General features: G+C 74.6%; 12 protein-coding genes and 1 pseudogene. 6 read left to right on the top strand and 7 right to left on the bottom strand.

The window, feature by feature from the left end; genetic code table 11:
- Positions 1-48 precede the first annotated feature (48 nt).
- Positions 49-1,206, bottom strand: a complete 1,158-nt coding sequence (locus ASC60_RS11405) for an NAD(P)-dependent oxidoreductase (RefSeq protein ID WP_055549553.1) — start codon at positions 1,204-1,206, stop codon at positions 49-51.
- A gap of 240 nt (positions 1,207-1,446) precedes the next feature.
- Here ASC60_RS11405 and ASC60_RS11400 point away from each other — a divergent pair, with 240 nt between their 5' ends.
- Positions 1,447-2,370, top strand: a complete 924-nt coding sequence (locus ASC60_RS11400) for a class I SAM-dependent methyltransferase (RefSeq protein ID WP_055549551.1) — start codon at positions 1,447-1,449, stop codon at positions 2,368-2,370.
- Positions 2,371-2,751: 381 nt separating this feature from the next.
- Here the strand turns inward: ASC60_RS11400 and ASC60_RS11395 are convergent, their stop codons facing one another.
- Positions 2,752-3,534, bottom strand: coding sequence for a peptidyl-tRNA hydrolase (locus ASC60_RS11395; RefSeq protein ID WP_055549548.1), 783 nt, complete (start codon positions 3,532-3,534; stop codon positions 2,752-2,754).
- Positions 3,535-3,603: 69 nt separating this feature from the next.
- On the opposite strand from ASC60_RS11395, the gene ASC60_RS11390 reads away from it, so the two are divergent.
- The gene (locus ASC60_RS11390; protein WP_234356895.1) at positions 3,604-4,410 is read left to right on the top strand and encodes an ATP-binding cassette domain-containing protein; all 807 of its coding nucleotides are present in this window, start codon (positions 3,604-3,606) and stop codon (positions 4,408-4,410) included.
- Here the strand turns inward: ASC60_RS11390 and ASC60_RS11385 are convergent.
- Together ASC60_RS11385 and zapE are read right to left on the bottom strand one after the other, a co-directional pair.
- The gene (locus ASC60_RS11385) at positions 4,388-5,815 is read right to left on the bottom strand and encodes an alkaline phosphatase PhoX (protein ID WP_055549546.1); all 1,428 of its coding nucleotides are present in this window, start codon (positions 5,813-5,815) and stop codon (positions 4,388-4,390) included. The two genes, ASC60_RS11390 and ASC60_RS11385, sit on opposite strands and share 23 nt — an antisense overlap.
- A gap of 128 nt (positions 5,816-5,943) precedes the next feature.
- The gene (gene zapE, locus ASC60_RS11380) at positions 5,944-7,068 is read right to left on the bottom strand and encodes a cell division protein ZapE (protein ID WP_079038320.1); all 1,125 of its coding nucleotides are present in this window, start codon (positions 7,066-7,068) and stop codon (positions 5,944-5,946) included.
- Between the two features lie 45 nt (positions 7,069-7,113).
- On the opposite strand from zapE, the gene ASC60_RS11375 reads away from it, so the two are divergent.
- The 4 genes from ASC60_RS11375 (at position 7,114) to msrB (ending at position 10,509) form a co-directional block, all read left to right on the top strand.
- Positions 7,114-7,935, top strand: coding sequence for a pyrimidine reductase family protein (locus ASC60_RS11375; protein ID WP_055549544.1), 822 nt, complete (start codon positions 7,114-7,116; stop codon positions 7,933-7,935).
- Positions 7,936-8,025: 90 nt separating this feature from the next.
- A complete protein-coding gene (locus ASC60_RS11370; RefSeq protein ID WP_063787107.1) occupies positions 8,026-8,511 on the top strand; it encodes a hypothetical protein in 486 nt (161 codons plus the stop codon).
- A gap of 95 nt (positions 8,512-8,606) precedes the next feature.
- Positions 8,607-10,088: a UDP-N-acetylmuramate--L-alanine ligase gene (murC, locus tag ASC60_RS11365; protein ID WP_055549540.1), complete on the top strand. Its 1,482-nt coding sequence runs from the start codon at positions 8,607-8,609 to the stop codon at positions 10,086-10,088.
- A 13-nt stretch (positions 10,089-10,101) separates the two neighbouring features.
- Positions 10,102-10,509: a peptide-methionine (R)-S-oxide reductase MsrB gene (gene msrB / locus ASC60_RS11360; RefSeq protein WP_055549538.1), complete on the top strand. Its 408-nt coding sequence runs from the start codon at positions 10,102-10,104 to the stop codon at positions 10,507-10,509.
- Positions 10,510-10,516: 7 nt separating this feature from the next.
- On the opposite strand, the gene treZ is transcribed toward msrB, so the two are convergent.
- The 3 genes and pseudogenes from treZ to ASC60_RS11350 form a co-directional block, all read right to left on the bottom strand.
- Positions 10,517-12,289 carry a malto-oligosyltrehalose trehalohydrolase gene (treZ, locus tag ASC60_RS11355; protein WP_055549536.1) on the bottom strand — a complete coding sequence of 591 codons (1,773 nt, stop codon included), beginning with the start codon at positions 12,287-12,289 and terminating at the stop codon, positions 10,517-10,519.
- Between the two features lie 96 nt (positions 12,290-12,385).
- Positions 12,386-12,610, bottom strand: a pseudogene (locus ASC60_RS39010) (GNAT family N-acetyltransferase); the annotation flags it as partial.
- A 50-nt stretch (positions 12,611-12,660) separates the two neighbouring features.
- A complete protein-coding gene (locus ASC60_RS11350; protein WP_055549535.1) occupies positions 12,661-13,911 on the bottom strand; it encodes an SAV2148 family HEPN domain-containing protein in 1,251 nt (416 codons plus the stop codon).
- Between the last annotated feature and the right edge of the window lie 75 nt (positions 13,912-13,986).

Raw genomic sequence — 13,986 nt, 5'->3', positions numbered from 1 at the left:
CGAGTTCCCCGGGGCGCCCCGGCGGCCGTCGTGGTGCCCCGGGCGTGGCTACGCGCTCGCTGGTCGCCGTGCGGGAGCCGGGGGCGCGCCCGGGCCGGGCGAAGATCCCGGCAGCCCGTCGGCCGTGCCAGGCCGCGGGCTCGGCGCCGGGGCGGCTCCCGGGCGCTGGGCCGCGTGGGCGAACTCGGTCATGCCCTCGCTGAACGTCATCGCGGGCCGCCAGCCCAGCCGTTCGCGGAGCCGGCGCGACGAGGCCGTGATGTGCCGTACGTCGCCCAGCCGGTACGCCCCCGTGACCACCGGCGCGGGCCCGCCGCACGCCTCGGCCAGCGCCTCGGCCATCTCGCCCACGGTATGGGGGTCGTCGCTGCCCGTGTTGTACGCGGTGAGGCCGCCCGGGGCCGCCGTGGCGGCGGCCGCCTCCAGCGCGGCCACGTTGGCCGAGGCCACGTCCCGCACGTGGATGAAGTCGCGGCGCTGCCCGCCATCCTCGTAGACCGTGGGCGCCTCGCCGCGGGCGAGGGCCGAGCGGAAGAAGGAGGCGACGCCCGCGTAGGGGGTGTCGCGCGGCATGCCAGGGCCGTAGACGTTGTGGTAGCGCAGCGAGACCGCGCGGCCGTCCACGGCCCGCGCCCACGCCGCCGCGAGATGCTCCTGCGCCAGCTTCGTGGTGGCGTAGACGTTGCGCGGGTCGGCCGGTGCGTCCTCGTCGACCAGGCCCGGCCGCAGCGGGGTGCCGCAGTCCGGGCAGCCCGGTTCGAACCGCCCGGCCGCCAGGTCGGCCTCGGCGCGCGGGCCGGGGCGCACCCGGCCGTGCCGGGGGCAGTCGTAGCGCCCCTCCCCGTACACCACCATCGACCCGGCCAGCACCAGCGAACGCACCCCGCGCTCCGCCATGGCCGCCAGCAGGACGGCCGTGCCCAGGTCGTTGCAGCCGACGTAGTCCGGCGCGTCCGCGAAGTCCTTGCCGAGGCCGACCATCGCCGCCTGATGGCAGACGGCGTCCACCCCGCGCAGCGCCCGCTCCACCGCCGCCCGGTCCCGCACATCGGCGTGGACCCATTCGGCCCCGGACAGCCGCGGCGGCGATGGATGGGCGGCGGGCAGCAGGGCGTCGAGGACGACGGGCTCATGGCCGCGGTCGACGAGAGCGGTGACGATGTGCGAGCCGATGAAGCCCGCGCCTCCGGTGACCAGTACACGCATGGGCCCGACGCTAGGCGTTCAACCGGCCACGGGGCCCGTGTCCGCGCCGTGACGTCATCGGTCCGTAAGGCCCTATGCCCGGACGACTTCCGTCCGCTTACTTCCTGTGGCCGCCCGATCGCCCGGGGTTCCGGTCACATAAAACACACAACCGTGCCGTCCCGGCGTTGCCTGCCACTGCCAGCGTGGCCCGCGATCCACGTCTCTCCCGACCCCCGCCTCCGAGGAACAGAGAGCACCATGACGGCCACCACCGCCGAAGCAGCGCGGCGTCCCCGCAGCCTCAACGACGTCAAGGGGTGGTTCCCCAGCCTTGACCAAGTGCTGTTCGACTTCTTCCTCAGGCGTCAGGAGCGCCTCGGGGAGCACGGCGACCTCCTCGAGATGGGCGCCTACATGGGGAAGAGCGCCATCTTCACCGCCGCGTACCTGCGGGCCGGTGAACGCTTCACCGTCTGCGACCTCTTCGACGCCGAGGACGCGCCGGACGAGAACAACGCGGCGGAGGCCCGGAAGTCCTACTCCACCCTCACCCGCACCGCCTTCGAGCAGAACTACCTGGCGTTCCACGACACCCTGCCCCACATCCTCCAGGGAACGACCTCGATCGTGCCCGGCCACGTGGACGACGACACCTGCCGCTTCGTCCACGTCGACGCCTCGCACCTGTACGAGCACGTGGAGAGCGACATCATCGCCGCGCGCGACGTCCTGCTGCCCGGCGGCATCGTCGTGCTCGACGACTTCCGCTCCGAGCACACCCCCGGCGTGGCCGCCGCCGCGTGGGAGGCGGTCTTCAACCGCGGCCTGCGGCCCATCTGCCTGACCACGCAGAAGCTCTACGGCATGTGGGGCGACCCCGGCCCGATCCAGGAGGAGATGCTCGCGGACGACGAGTGGCGCCGCGGCATGCACACCAGCCGGCAGGAGATCGCGGGCAGCCGGGTGCTGCGGTTCTCCGGGAAGCCGAAGAACCCGGCGGCGCCGCGGTCCCGCTACGCCGACGACGCGCCCGCGTCCGCCCCCGCCCCGAAGGCGGGCCGGGCGCCCGCCGCCCCGGCGCCCGCGGGCGCGCCGCGGCGCCCCGGCCAGGTCCGCCGGCTGGCCGCCGATGTGCTGCCGCCGGTGGTGACGCGCGCGATCCGCAAGCGCCGCCGCGCCTGACCGTGCCTGATCGGGCCTGACCGTGCCTGATCGGGCCGCAGACCTTGGCCCGGGGCCCCGGGACCCGGCCCGGCCGCCCGGCCGGCCGCCGCGTCTGCCCGGGCTCCTCGCGCCCGGCGGGCGGCGTGCCGGTCGGGCCCGCCCCGCCGTGGCCGCCGCGCGGCCCGGCCGGACCAGCGGCCGGCGTCGGTGCTCGCGTGTGCGGGGGACCGGGGAGGCGGCGGTCGATCCGCGTGGTGCCCCAGGGCTGGCCGCCGCCCATGCCAGGTCAAGCGGCCGGCCGTCGAGGCGCTGCCGCCGGTGGTGACGCGGCGACCGCCAAGCGCGGCCGCGCATCCCGGCCGGGGCCGGGACCCGGCTGCCGTCGTGCCCGCGGCGGGCTCACGGCCGTCGCAGGGCCGGGTGGTCCGCCACCACCGTGCAGGAACCCGGGGCGATCTCGGTGAACCCCGCGTCCCGTACGACCGGCAGACCGCTCCGGGTGAGCGCGCCCCACCGCTCGGCCGAGGCCACCCGCACCGCCAGCGGGAAACCGGCCTCGCGCCACGCCGCCCGCCGCGCGTCGTCCAGCTCCCACCAGGCCAGCTGGGCGCCGTGTCCCGCCTGCGCCATGGCCTTGCCCGCCGACATCCCGACCTCCGGGTTCAGCCACAGCACCGGACCGGCCGGGTCCGGCGGGGGCGGGGGCGCGGGGTCGTCCAGGTCGGTGCCGGAGACCTGGAGCTTGGCCAGCTCCTTGGGCCAGCCGTCCAGCGGCACCGGCGGGAACACCCGCACCTCGGCCGCCGGGGCGCCCCCGGCTTCCGGCGCGGCCCTGTCTTCCGGCGCGTCCTCGGCCGCCGCGCGGCCCGTGAGCGTGATGCCCGGCAGCGTCTGGGCCCGCCGCCACTCCGCGCCGCGCGCCCGCCGCACGACCTTGCGGATGCGGGCGTCCTGCCAGTCCCGCACCGCCTCGGCCCACTCGCCGTCCTCCGCCGCCGCCCGCTCGTCCGACAGCAGCACCAGCACCGCCCGCGCCGCCGTCTCCAGGGCGTCCGTACGGGACGGGGGCGCGGTCTTCTCGATCCGCACCACCAGGGGCAGCACGAACTGCGGGGCAGCGTCCCGGTCCGTCTCCGCGTGCCGGAACGGGCTGCTGTGGGGGATGGCATCTGAGCTGGTCACCGCTCCAGTCTGCCAGCACCCGCCGACAGCGGCGGCGGACCGCCGCCCGACTGCCTATGCTCAACCAGCATGAGACTGCGAGGAGTCGGGCGCCGCTACGGGCCGGCCGGACCCTGGGTGCTGCGCGGCGTCGACCTCGATGTGCCGCCGGGCTCGCTGACCCGGGTCGAGGGGACGAACGGCAGCGGCAAATCCACCCTGCTGCGGTTGCTCGCCGGGATCGACGCCCCCACCTCGGGCCGGATCACCGGCCGCCCGCGCACCGCGTACGTCCCCGAGCGGTTCCCGGCCGAACTGCCCTTCTCCGTCCTCGGCTACCTCAGCCACCTGGGCCGTATCCACGGCCTGGGCCGGGCCGGGGCGGCGCGTGGCGCGGAGGAGTGGCTGGAGCGGTTCGGGGCGCGGGAGTACGCGGCCACCCCGCTCGCCGAGCTGTCCAAGGGCACCAGCCAGAAGGTCGCCGTCGCCCAGGCGCTGCTGGCCGCGCCCGGCCTGCTCGTCCTCGACGAGGCGTGGACCGGGCTGGACCGGACCGCGCGCGGTGTCCTGGACGAGGCGGTCGCCGAACGGGTCGCCGACGGTGCCGCCGTCGTCTTCGTCGACCACGACCCGCCCCGGCTGGGCCGTCCTCTCGACCGTGCTCGTCGCGCTGCTGGCGTCCGTGGTCGGCGCCTCGCCCGCGAACGCCGCCGTATCGGGGCTGGTCAACGGCTCGCGCAGCGGCACCGTGACCATGCCGCTGCTGCCCCTGGCCGGGACCGTCGCGATCGCCGCCGGGGCGACGGCGATCGCGTGCGCGCTCAGCTCGCGCCGACCGTGAGCGGGCGGTACGGCAGGGGCTCGGCGGGGCCCGTCAGTGCTGCCAGGGCCCGGTGATCGCGAAGGTGGTGCCCGGGGTGTAGCAGTTGACGTACATCGTGCGGCGGTCCGGGGCGAAGGTGACGCCCGCGAACTCACCCCACGCGGGCTCCGCCTCGGTGCCGCCCGCCGCGGTAGCGGCTGATGTCAGGGCCTGGCGGTTGCGTGCCATGGCGTAGACCTCGCCGCGCCGGGTCACCCCGAAGACGTGCTGCGCGCCGTCGCCGTCCTCGCAGACCATCAGCCCGCCGCTGGGCGCGAGCGTGATGTTGTCCGGTGACTCGCCGGGCAGCCGCACGTCCGTGTCCGGGCCGAAGACGATCACCAGGGTGAGCCGGTGCCGTTGCGGGTCGTAGCGCCAGATCTGCCCGACGTGGTCGGCGGCCGAGCCGTCCGCGCTCTTGGCGAAGCTGGAGACGAAGTAGACCGACGTCCCGCCCCAGTAGCAGCCCTCCAGCTTCTGGGCGTGGGTGATGCCGCCCGGGCCGAAGTCCTGGAAGCGGATGGGGGTTTCGGCCGCGAGCGGATCGGGGACGGTGACCCACTCGATGCCGCTGAAGGACGTCCCCGGCTCCTGGACGGTGGACAGGTCGGCCACCCCCGGTACCCGCAGGGCCTGGAGCTTTCCGCCCGCGCGCAGCGAGCCGGTCCCGCCGAGGGGTTTACGGGGCAGGAAGCGGTAGAAGAGTCCGAACGGCTTCTCGAAGGCGTCCTCGGTCTCGTAGACGACGCCGCTGCGCGGGTCGACGGCGATCGCCTCGTGCTGGAAGCGGCCCATGGCGGTGAGCGGCACGGCGCCGGTGCGGCGCGGATCGTACGGGTCGACCTCGAAGATGAACCCGTGGTCCTTGGTGTAGCCGTTCGTCCCCGCCTTGTCCTCGGTCTCCTCGCAGGTCAGCCAGGTGTGCCAGGGGGTGGGGCCGCCCGCGCAGTTGACGGCCGTACCGGCGATGGCGACTCGTTCGGACAGCACCCGGTTGGCGGAGTCGAGCGCGAGGGCGGTGCAGCCGCCCATGCCCATCGGGTCGTAGGTGAGGCCCTTGACGGCGGGGACGCGGATCGCGGCGTCCTTACGGTTCTCATGGTTGCGGACCAGGTGCGTACGGGCCTCCCGGCCGCTCGCGCGGTCCGGGAAGGCGGCCATGCCGTCGCAGTGGCTGGGGACCTTGCCCTCACCGGAGCGCAGCGCGTCGCCCTCGCGGGACAGCACGCGGTAGCGGAAGCCCTCGGGGAGGTCGAGCAGCCCGTCCGGATCGGGTACGAGCGGACCGTAGCCGCCGCGCCCGGCGGCACCGGGTCCGGTCGGGTCCGGTGTGTCGGCCGTGGCCGTACCGGCGAAGAGTTCCTGGACGCTGCCGGTGAAGGCGATGGACGCGCCCAGCGCGCCGGTGCGGCCCAGGATCTGACGTCGTGTCGCTGACATGCGGTAACTCCCTGCTGGCGGACAGGAAAGATGACCGCACGTGTGTATCACGCGCCCCCGGCGCCCGGGAACCATCTGATCGATACGGCGCGCGCCCGCGCCCCCGGCCCCCGGCCCGCGCCCCCGGCCTACGCCTCGGCCAGCTGCCGCGCGTCGCGGGCGAGCGCGGTGAGGCGGGAGATCGCCCGGAAGTACTTCTTGCGGTAGCCGCCGTTCAGCATCTCCTCGCTGAACAGCTGGTCGAACGGCACCCCGGAGGCCAGCACCGGCACCTCGCGGTCGTAGAGCCGGTCCGCGAGCACCACCAGCCGCAGCGCGGTCGACTGGTCGGGCACGGGCCCGACCCCGGTCAGGCAGACGGCCTGGACGCCGTCGCACATCGCGCCGTAACGGCTCGGGTGCACCCGGGACAGGTGCTCCAGCAGGGCGGGGAAGGCGTCCAGGGAGGCGCCGGGCGTGCGCTTGGCCGCGCGGGTGACCACCTCGTCGGAGTGCGGGGCGGGGGCCTCGGGCAGCCCGCGGTGGCGGTAGTCCTCGCCGTCGATGCGCACCGGCTGGAAGTGGGCGGACAGGCCCTGGATCTCGCGCAGGAAGTCGGCGGCGGCGAACCGGCCCTCGCCGAGTTTGCCGGGGAGGGTGTTGGACGTGGCGGCGAGCGCCACGCCCGCCTCGACCAGCTTGCCCAGCAGGGTCGAGACGAGGACGGTGTCGCCCGGGTCGTCCAGCTCGAACTCGTCGATGCACAGCAGCCGGTGGTCGCTCAGGGTCTTCACGGTCTGCTGGAAGCCGAGCGCGCCGACCAGGTTCGTCAGCTCCACGAAGGTGCCGAACGCCTTCCGCTCGGGCGCGGCCGGGGTGGCGTGCCACAGCGAGGCCAGCAGATGGGTCTTGCCGACGCCGTAGCCGCCGTCGAGGTACACCCCGCGCGGGCCGCTGGGGGCGGCGGGCTTGGCCGCCCGGCGGAACCAGTGTCTGCGGCCGCCCTTGCCCGTACCCGCACTGGAGCCCAGCCGTCCGGCGAAGCCGCGCAGCACGGTGACGGCCTCGGCCTGGCTGGGCTGGTCGCGGTCCGGGATGTAGTTGTCGAAGCTCACCGTGGCGAACCGTGGCGGCGGCACCATCTCGGCCACCAGGCGCTCGGCGGGCACCTGCGGCGCGCGGGCCGTGAGGGCGACGGGGGCTTCGGCGGCTATTGAGCCTGCCGAGCCGGACGTGGTGATTGGTGCGGACACGGGTGTCCAGGGTAGTCGCATTTTCCGAGTGGACCGTCCCGGAGGGAGCCATGTCACACTGCGGCCATGCGACGCCTGTTCCCCTTGCCCGCCTTGCCCACCGACCCGTCCACCCCGCCCCCGGCCGCCGGGGATCCCGTCCGGGACCGCGAGTGGGGGCTCGACGAGCTGGCCGACGCGTACGCCTATCCGGAGCGGCCGCACAGCGCGTCGGGGGCCTATCTGCGGGCCAACATGGTGTCCTCGCTGGACGGCGCGGCGCACCACGACGGCCGGTCGAAGCCGCTGTCGTCCGAGACCGACATGCGGATCTTCGGGATGCTGCGCGGCCTCGCCGACGCGGTGGTGGTCGGCGCCGGGACCGTGCGCAAGGAGGGTTACCGGCCCGCCCGCGCCCGGGAGGCGTTCTCGACGCGGCGGGCGGCGCTCGGCCAGCCCCCGGCGCCCGCGATCGCCGTGGTCAGCGCGAGCCTGGAGCTGGATTTCTCAGCTCCGCTGTTCACCGAGCCGCTGGTGCCGACCGTGGTGATCACCGGCGCGCGGGCCGCGGAGGACCGGGTCGCGGCGGCGAAGGCGGCCGGGGCCCAGGTGGTGCGCGCGGGGGCCGGGCCCTCGGGGCGGGTCGACGTGGCGGCGGTCCCGACGGCCCTCGCCGAGCTGGGCTACACCCGGCTGCTGACCGAGGGCGGCCCCAGGCTGCTGGCGCAGTTCGCGACCGCCGGGGTGCTGGACGAGCTGTGCCTGGCGGTGGCCCCGCTGATGGTCGCGGGCGACGCGGCACGGATCGCGAACGGACCCCTGGCCGCGGAACCGGAACGGTTCTCTCTCGCTTCCGTACTGGAGGACGCCGGTTTCCTTTTCACCCGCTACTGTCGGATTTACCCATAGATTTACGCTCAATGGACCCTGTTCCCCCTGTTTTCCACCGCTTCCTCGACGTAAACGAGAAGGGCGCACGTCGTGTTCACGAGCATTTTGATGATCGAAAAGCCGCTGACCGCCGCCGACGTGGAGTTCGTCACCACCCTGCACGGCGATGACCCGGTCTCGTTCGTCGTGCTGATGCAGCCCCGGGGCAGCAAGGACCGGCTGCTGCGCGCCATCGACGACATCGCCCTCGGCGAGCTGGAACAGGCCGCCCAGGAAGGCGAGGAGCCGGAGGGCAGCGAGGCGCTGGAGCCCGCCGAGCGCGCCCTGAGCCAATCGGTGGCGGCCCTGCGCGCGGCGGGCGGCGAGGCCCGCGGCCAGGTCGTGCAGCGGCGCCCCCTGGACGTCCTGCGCGGGGTGGTGGAGGAGACCGGCGCCGACGAGGTGATCGTCCTGACCGCGCCGCACTTCGTGGAGGAGTTCTTCCACCGCGACTGGGCCTCCCGGGCCCGCCACAAGGTCGGCGTCCCGGTGCTGAAGCTGTTCTCGCACACCGATGACGAGGTCGGCGAGGGGCGGACGCCCGCGGGCGGCTGAGCACCGCGGGGGAACCGTGGGGGCGGGGTCCGGCGGGGTGCGAGAATCGGGGCCGACAGAACCGAGAAGACCGCTCACCCAGGGGAGACCCGTACATGGCACCGGCCGGCATTGCCCCCGACGCGCTGGACCGTCCGCATTTCATCGGCATCGGCGGCGCCGGTATGTCGGGCGTCGCGAAGGTCCTCCTCCAGCGCGGCGCACGGGTCGCGGGCAGTGATTCCAAGGACTCCCCGATCGTGGCGGCGCTGCGCGAGCTGGGCGCGACCGTGCACCTCGGCCACGCCGCCGCGAACGTCGCGCCCGACGCCACCAGCGTCGTCGTCTCCAGCGCCATCCGCGCCGACAACCTCGAACTGGTCACCGCGCGCGAGCGCGGCATCCCCGTCGTGCACCGCTCCGACGCGCTGGCCGCCCTCATGGACGGCCACCGCCCGATCGCGGTCGCCGGTACGCACGGCAAGACGACCACGACCTCGATGCTCGCCGTCTCGCTGGGCACCCTCGGCCGCGACCCGTCGTACGTGATCGGCGGGGACCTGGACGTGCCGGGCTCCAGCGCCGAGCACGGCGGCGGCGAGATCTTCGTCGCGGAGGCCGATGAGAGCGACCGCAGCTTCCACAAGTACGCGCCCGAGGTCGCGATCATCCTCAACGTGGAGCTGGACCACCACGCCAACTACGCCTCCATGGACGAGATCTACGACTCGTTCGGGACCTTCGTGGAGCGTGTCCGCCCCGGCGGCACCCTGGTGATCTCCGCCGACCACCCCGGGGCGCGCGAGCTGACCGGCATGGTCGCCGGCCGCGAGGGCCTGCGGGTCCTCACCTACGGCGAGGCCGCCGACGCCGACGTACGGGTGCTGGACATCGTCCCGAACGGGCTGACCAGCGAGGTCACCGTCCAGTTCGCGAAGGGCCCGGGCGGTGGTGGCGATGACGGTGACGGAGACGGTGAGATCACCTTCACCGTCTCCGTGCCCGGCCGCCACTACGCGCTCAACGCCGTCGCCGCCCTCACCGCGGGCGCCGCCCTCGACGTGCCCGCCCGCGAACTCGCCCCCGCGATCGCCTCGTACACCGGCGTCAAGCGCCGCCTCCAGCTCAAGGGCACCGCCGCCGGGGTGCAGGTCATCGACTCGTACGCGCACCACCCCACCGAGATCGCCGCCGATCTGGAGGCCATCCGCGGCGGCGCCGGGGACGGCCGGGTCCTGGTGGTCTTCCAGCCGCATCTGTTCAGCCGTACGCAGGAGCTGGGCGCCGAGATGGGCGAGGCCCTGGCGCTGGCCGACGCCTCCGTCGTCCTCGACATCTACCCGGCCCGCGAGGACCCGGTCCCGGGCATCACCAGCGCCCTGGTGATCGACGCCGCCGTCCGCCACGGCGCCGAGGTGGCCGCCGAGCACGACCGGTCCGCGGTCCCCGGGCTCATCGCCGGAATGGCCGAGCCCGGTGACCTTGTTCTCACCATGGGCGCGGGCGATGTCACCGACCTCGGTCCGGAGATCCTCGCCCGTCTGCAGACGCGGCGAGCCCGGAGCGCCCTGAGGAGCCCGGCGAGCCGGGAGAGCTGAGGAGGGTCCTGCCATGGCGTACGAGATCGACAAGCCGGAGGAGCAGTGGCGCGCGGAGCTGAGCCCGCAGGAGTACCACGTCCTGCGCGAGGCGGGCACCGAGCGCGCCTTCACCGGTGAATACACCGACACCAAGACGACCGGCGTCTACTCGTGCCGGGCGTGCGGGGCGGAGCTGTTCCGCTCCGAGACGAAGTTCGAGAGCCACTGCGGCTGGCCGTCCTTCTACGACCCGGCGGACTCGTCCGCGGTCGAGCTGATCGACGACCGCTCGCACGGCATGGTCCGCACCGAGGTGCGGTGCGCCCGCTGCGGCTCGCACCTCGGCCATGTCTTCGCGGGCGAGGGCTATCCGACCCCGACCGACCAGCGGTACTGCATCAACTCCATCTCGCTGCGGCTCGCCCCCCAGGAGGGCTGACCGGCCCTCAGGCCGACCTGAGCACCACGGCCGTCTCCGGCGGCAGCCGCAGCGTGCCGTCCGGGCCCGGCGGCTCGACCGGCCGCCAGGCGGCGACCACCTCGGTGACCCCGGCGGGGCTCGGCTCCAGCCGGGCGTCCGCCGGGCGGCCGTGCGGGTTGAGGACGACGCACAGCGGGCCGCGCCGAAAGGCGAAGCAGCCGCCCCCGCCGGCCGGCGGCACGGCGCACGACCAGGCGGGGTCGGTCAGGGCGGGCTCGGCGCGGCGCAGCGCGATCAGCCGCCGGTGCCAGTCCAGCAGCGCGCGGTGCGGCTCCCGGTCCGGCTCCGTCCAGTCCAGGCAGGACCGCAGCCGGGTCGCCGGGGCCTGGGGGTCCGGGATGTCCGCCTCCGCCCAGCCGTGGGCGGCGAACTCCCGGCGGCGCCCGCGCCGTACGGCCTCGGCCAGCTCCGGGTCCCGGTGGTCGGTGAAGTACTGCCAGGGCGTACCCGCGCCCCACTCCTCGCCCATGAACAGCATCGGCGTGAACGGCGCGCACAGCACGACCGCCGCCGCGCAGGCCAGCAGCCCGGGGGAGAGCCGCCCGGACAGCCGGTCGCCGGTGGCCCGGTTGCCGATCTGGTCATGGGTCTGGGCGTAGCCGAGGAGCCGGTGCGCCGGGGTGGTGGGCGGGTGCAGCGGGCTGCCGTGGCGGCGGCCGCGGAAGGCCGAGTATGTACCGTCGTGGAAGAAGCCGCCGCTCAGCGTCTTCGCCAGGGCCCCGGGGCCCCCGGCGCCGAAGTCGGCGAAGTCGGCGTAGTAGCCCTGCCGTTCGCCGGTGAGGTACGTGTGCAGCGCGTGGTGGAAGTCGTCGTTCCACTGGGCGTGCAGACCGTGGCCGCCCGCCTCGCGCGGCGTCGTGGTGCGCGGGTCGTTCAGATCCGACTCGCCGATCAGGAACAGCGGCCGCCCGACCCGGGCCGCCAGCGCGTCCACCGCGGCGGACAGCTCGGCCAGGAAGTGCCGGGCCCGGGTGTCGTGCAGCGCGTGCACGGCGTCCAGCCGCAGCCCGTCCAGCCGGTAGTCGCGCAGCCAGGCGAGCGCGCTGCCGATGAAGTACGCGCGGACCTCGTCGGAGCCGGGCGCGTCCAGGTTGACCGCCGCGCCCCACGGGGTGTGGTGGGTGTCGGTGAAGTACGGCCCGAACTCCGGCAGCCGGTTGCCGGACGGCCCCAGGTGGTTGTGCACCACGTCCAGCACGACGCCGAGGCCCTGCCGGTGCGCGGCGGCCACGAACCGGGCCAGCCCCCCGGGCCCGCCGTACGGCTCGTGCACGGCCCACGGCGCCACCCCGTCGTACCCCCAGCCGTGCGTCCCCGGAAACGGGCACACCGGCATCAGCTCCACGTGCGTGACGCCGAGACCGGCCAGATGCGGCAGCCGCCTCGCGGCCGCGTCGAAGGTGCCCTCCGGGGTGAACGTCCCGATGTGCAGCTCGTACAGCACCGCGCCCGGCAGCGGCCGCCCGAACCACTCCCGCTCCCAGCCGAAGCGGGAGGGGTCCACCACCGCGCTCAGCCCCTCCGGCCCGTCCGGCTGGCGGCGGGAGCGCGGATCGGGCAGCGGCGGGCCGTCGTCGAGCGCGAAGCCGTAAGCCGTCCCGTGCCCCGCCTCGGCCTCGGCCCGCCACCATCCGTCCCGCGCGGGATCGCGCTCCATGGGACGCGTACGGCCCTGCCCGCTTCCGGCGACATGCAGCCCGACCCGCTCGGCATGCGGCGCCCACACCTCGAACAGCACTGCCCTCTCCTCACCTCGTCATGCGAACGGGTCCGGGACCATGCTGGGGGACGGAGCACCGATCGCGCAGCAGGGCGGTACCGGCCGGTGAAGGTGTCACACGAGGTCGATGCGCTCCTGGGTGACCGGATAGCCCGCCCTGGCGAAATGCGCGGCCATCGGCCGGTTGTCCCGGTCGGTCGCGGCGGCGATCCTGATCGCGCCGCGTTCCACCAGCTCGTGGGTGCACTCCACGAGCAGGTCGTACGCGTAGCCGTGGCCGCGCCGCCCGGCGACGACCCCGATGAAGCCGACGCACGGCCCGGCCGGATTGTGCGCGGGCCGAGCGCGCCAAGCGCGGCCTCGGCTGAGGCCGGCCGGCAGCGGGCTCCTCAGGACACCGGGCGGGAGTCCGACCAGACGCTCTCGAACTCCTCCCGGTAGGTGCCGAAGAGCCCGCCGTCGCCCTCATTCGGATCGCGCCCCTCGCGCACCACTTCGCGCCCCCGGCCGCCGCCGCGCAGCACCAGGACCGGGGCCTCCATGCCGCGTGCCTTGCGCAGGTACGACTGGACGACCGCGAGCCCGTCCGAGCCGTCGCCGTTGACCAGGTAGGCGGTGAAGCGGGGGGTCTCGTCGAAGACGTGGATCTCGAAGGCGCCCGGGTCGCGCAGGGCGGCGCGCACCCGGCGCATGTGGAGGATGTTCATCTCCACCGAGCGGCTCAGCTCGCCCTTCTTCAAACCCAGCTCGCGCTCCCGGCGCCGTACCGCGCTGCTGGCGGGGTTGAGGAACAGCAGCCGGGCCCGGCAGCCGGCCTCGGCGAGGCGGACCAGGCGGCGGCCGGAGTAGTTCTGGACCAGGAGGTTGAGCCCGATGCCGACCGCGTCCAGCCGCCGGGCGCCCCCGAACAGGTCCTCGACGGGCAGCTGCCGCTGGAGCCGCACCCGGTCGGGGTGGACGCCGACCACGTCCGCGTAGCGGTCGCCGACCAGGTCCTCGACCGCGTCGATGGGCAGCCGGTCGGTGACGGGGTCTCCGGTGCCGCTGCCGAGGATCTCCAGCAGCCGGGCCGAGGCCCGCTCGGCCTGGGCCAGCACGGTCCCGGACAGGGCGCGGTTGCGGGAGACGACGTTACGGGCCACCTCCAGCTCGTCCAGGGCCAGCTCCACCTCGCGCCGGTCGTCCAGGTAGGGCTCGAAGCACGGCCAGTGCTGGACGAGGAGTTCGCGCAGCTGGGGCAGGGTGAGGAAGCTGAGGGTGTTGTCGTCGGCCGGGTCGAGCAGATAGCCCTTGCGGCGGCTCACCTCCCGGACCGCCACGGCCCGCTGCACCCACTCCTGGCCGGCCGGTCCGGCGGCGGCGATGACCCAGTCGTCGCCGTGGACCGGTTCGTAGATCGGCCGGAGCACCGCGCCGACGACCGCGCGCAGCCGCTGTTCGACCAGATTCAGCCAGATGTAGGCCCGCCCGGCCCGGCGTGCGCGCGTCCGCACCTCGTCCCAGGCGTCCGCGCCCCAGTCCAGTTCCGCTCCGATCTCCATCGGACGCACCAGGGACACCGCACCGGGGGGTGCCTCGGTGGAGCCGTCACCCCCGGGACCTCCGTCACCAGGGGGCAGCTCCAGCCCGCCCGAGCTCACCTGCGCACCGCCTTCCGCCCCCGCACCAACGATCACCGCAGACTACTGCTCAGGCGGGGGCGGTGCGACACTCCG

The sequence above is a fragment of the Streptomyces sp. NBRC 110028 genome (genome assembly GCF_001417735.1).
Classification (GTDB): Bacteria; Actinomycetota; Actinomycetes; order Streptomycetales; family Streptomycetaceae; genus Streptomyces.
The sequence above is the reverse complement of the archived record's forward strand: the minus strand, read 5'-3'. Positions and strand labels throughout refer to the sequence as shown.

Coding starts and splice junctions, on each gene's coding strand:
- ASC60_RS11405 (WP_055549553.1), bottom strand. CDS start 1,206: ATGCGTGTACTGGTCACCGGAGGCGCGGGCTTCATCGGCTCGCACATC.
- ASC60_RS11400 (WP_055549551.1), top strand. CDS start 1,447: ATGACGGCCACCACCGCCGAAGCAGCGCGGCGTCCCCGCAGCCTCAAC.
- ASC60_RS11390 (WP_234356895.1), top strand. CDS start 3,604: ATGAGACTGCGAGGAGTCGGGCGCCGCTACGGGCCGGCCGGACCCTGG.
- ASC60_RS11385 (WP_055549546.1), bottom strand. CDS start 5,815: ATGTCAGCGACACGACGTCAGATCCTGGGCCGCACCGGCGCGCTGGGC.
- zapE (WP_079038320.1), bottom strand. CDS start 7,068: ATGCGACTACCCTGGACACCCGTGTCCGCACCAATCACCACGTCCGGC.
- ASC60_RS11375 (WP_055549544.1), top strand. CDS start 7,114: ATGCGACGCCTGTTCCCCTTGCCCGCCTTGCCCACCGACCCGTCCACC.
- ASC60_RS11370 (WP_063787107.1), top strand. CDS start 8,026: ATGATCGAAAAGCCGCTGACCGCCGCCGACGTGGAGTTCGTCACCACC.
- murC (WP_055549540.1), top strand. CDS start 8,607: ATGGCACCGGCCGGCATTGCCCCCGACGCGCTGGACCGTCCGCATTTC.
- msrB (WP_055549538.1), top strand. CDS start 10,102: ATGGCGTACGAGATCGACAAGCCGGAGGAGCAGTGGCGCGCGGAGCTG.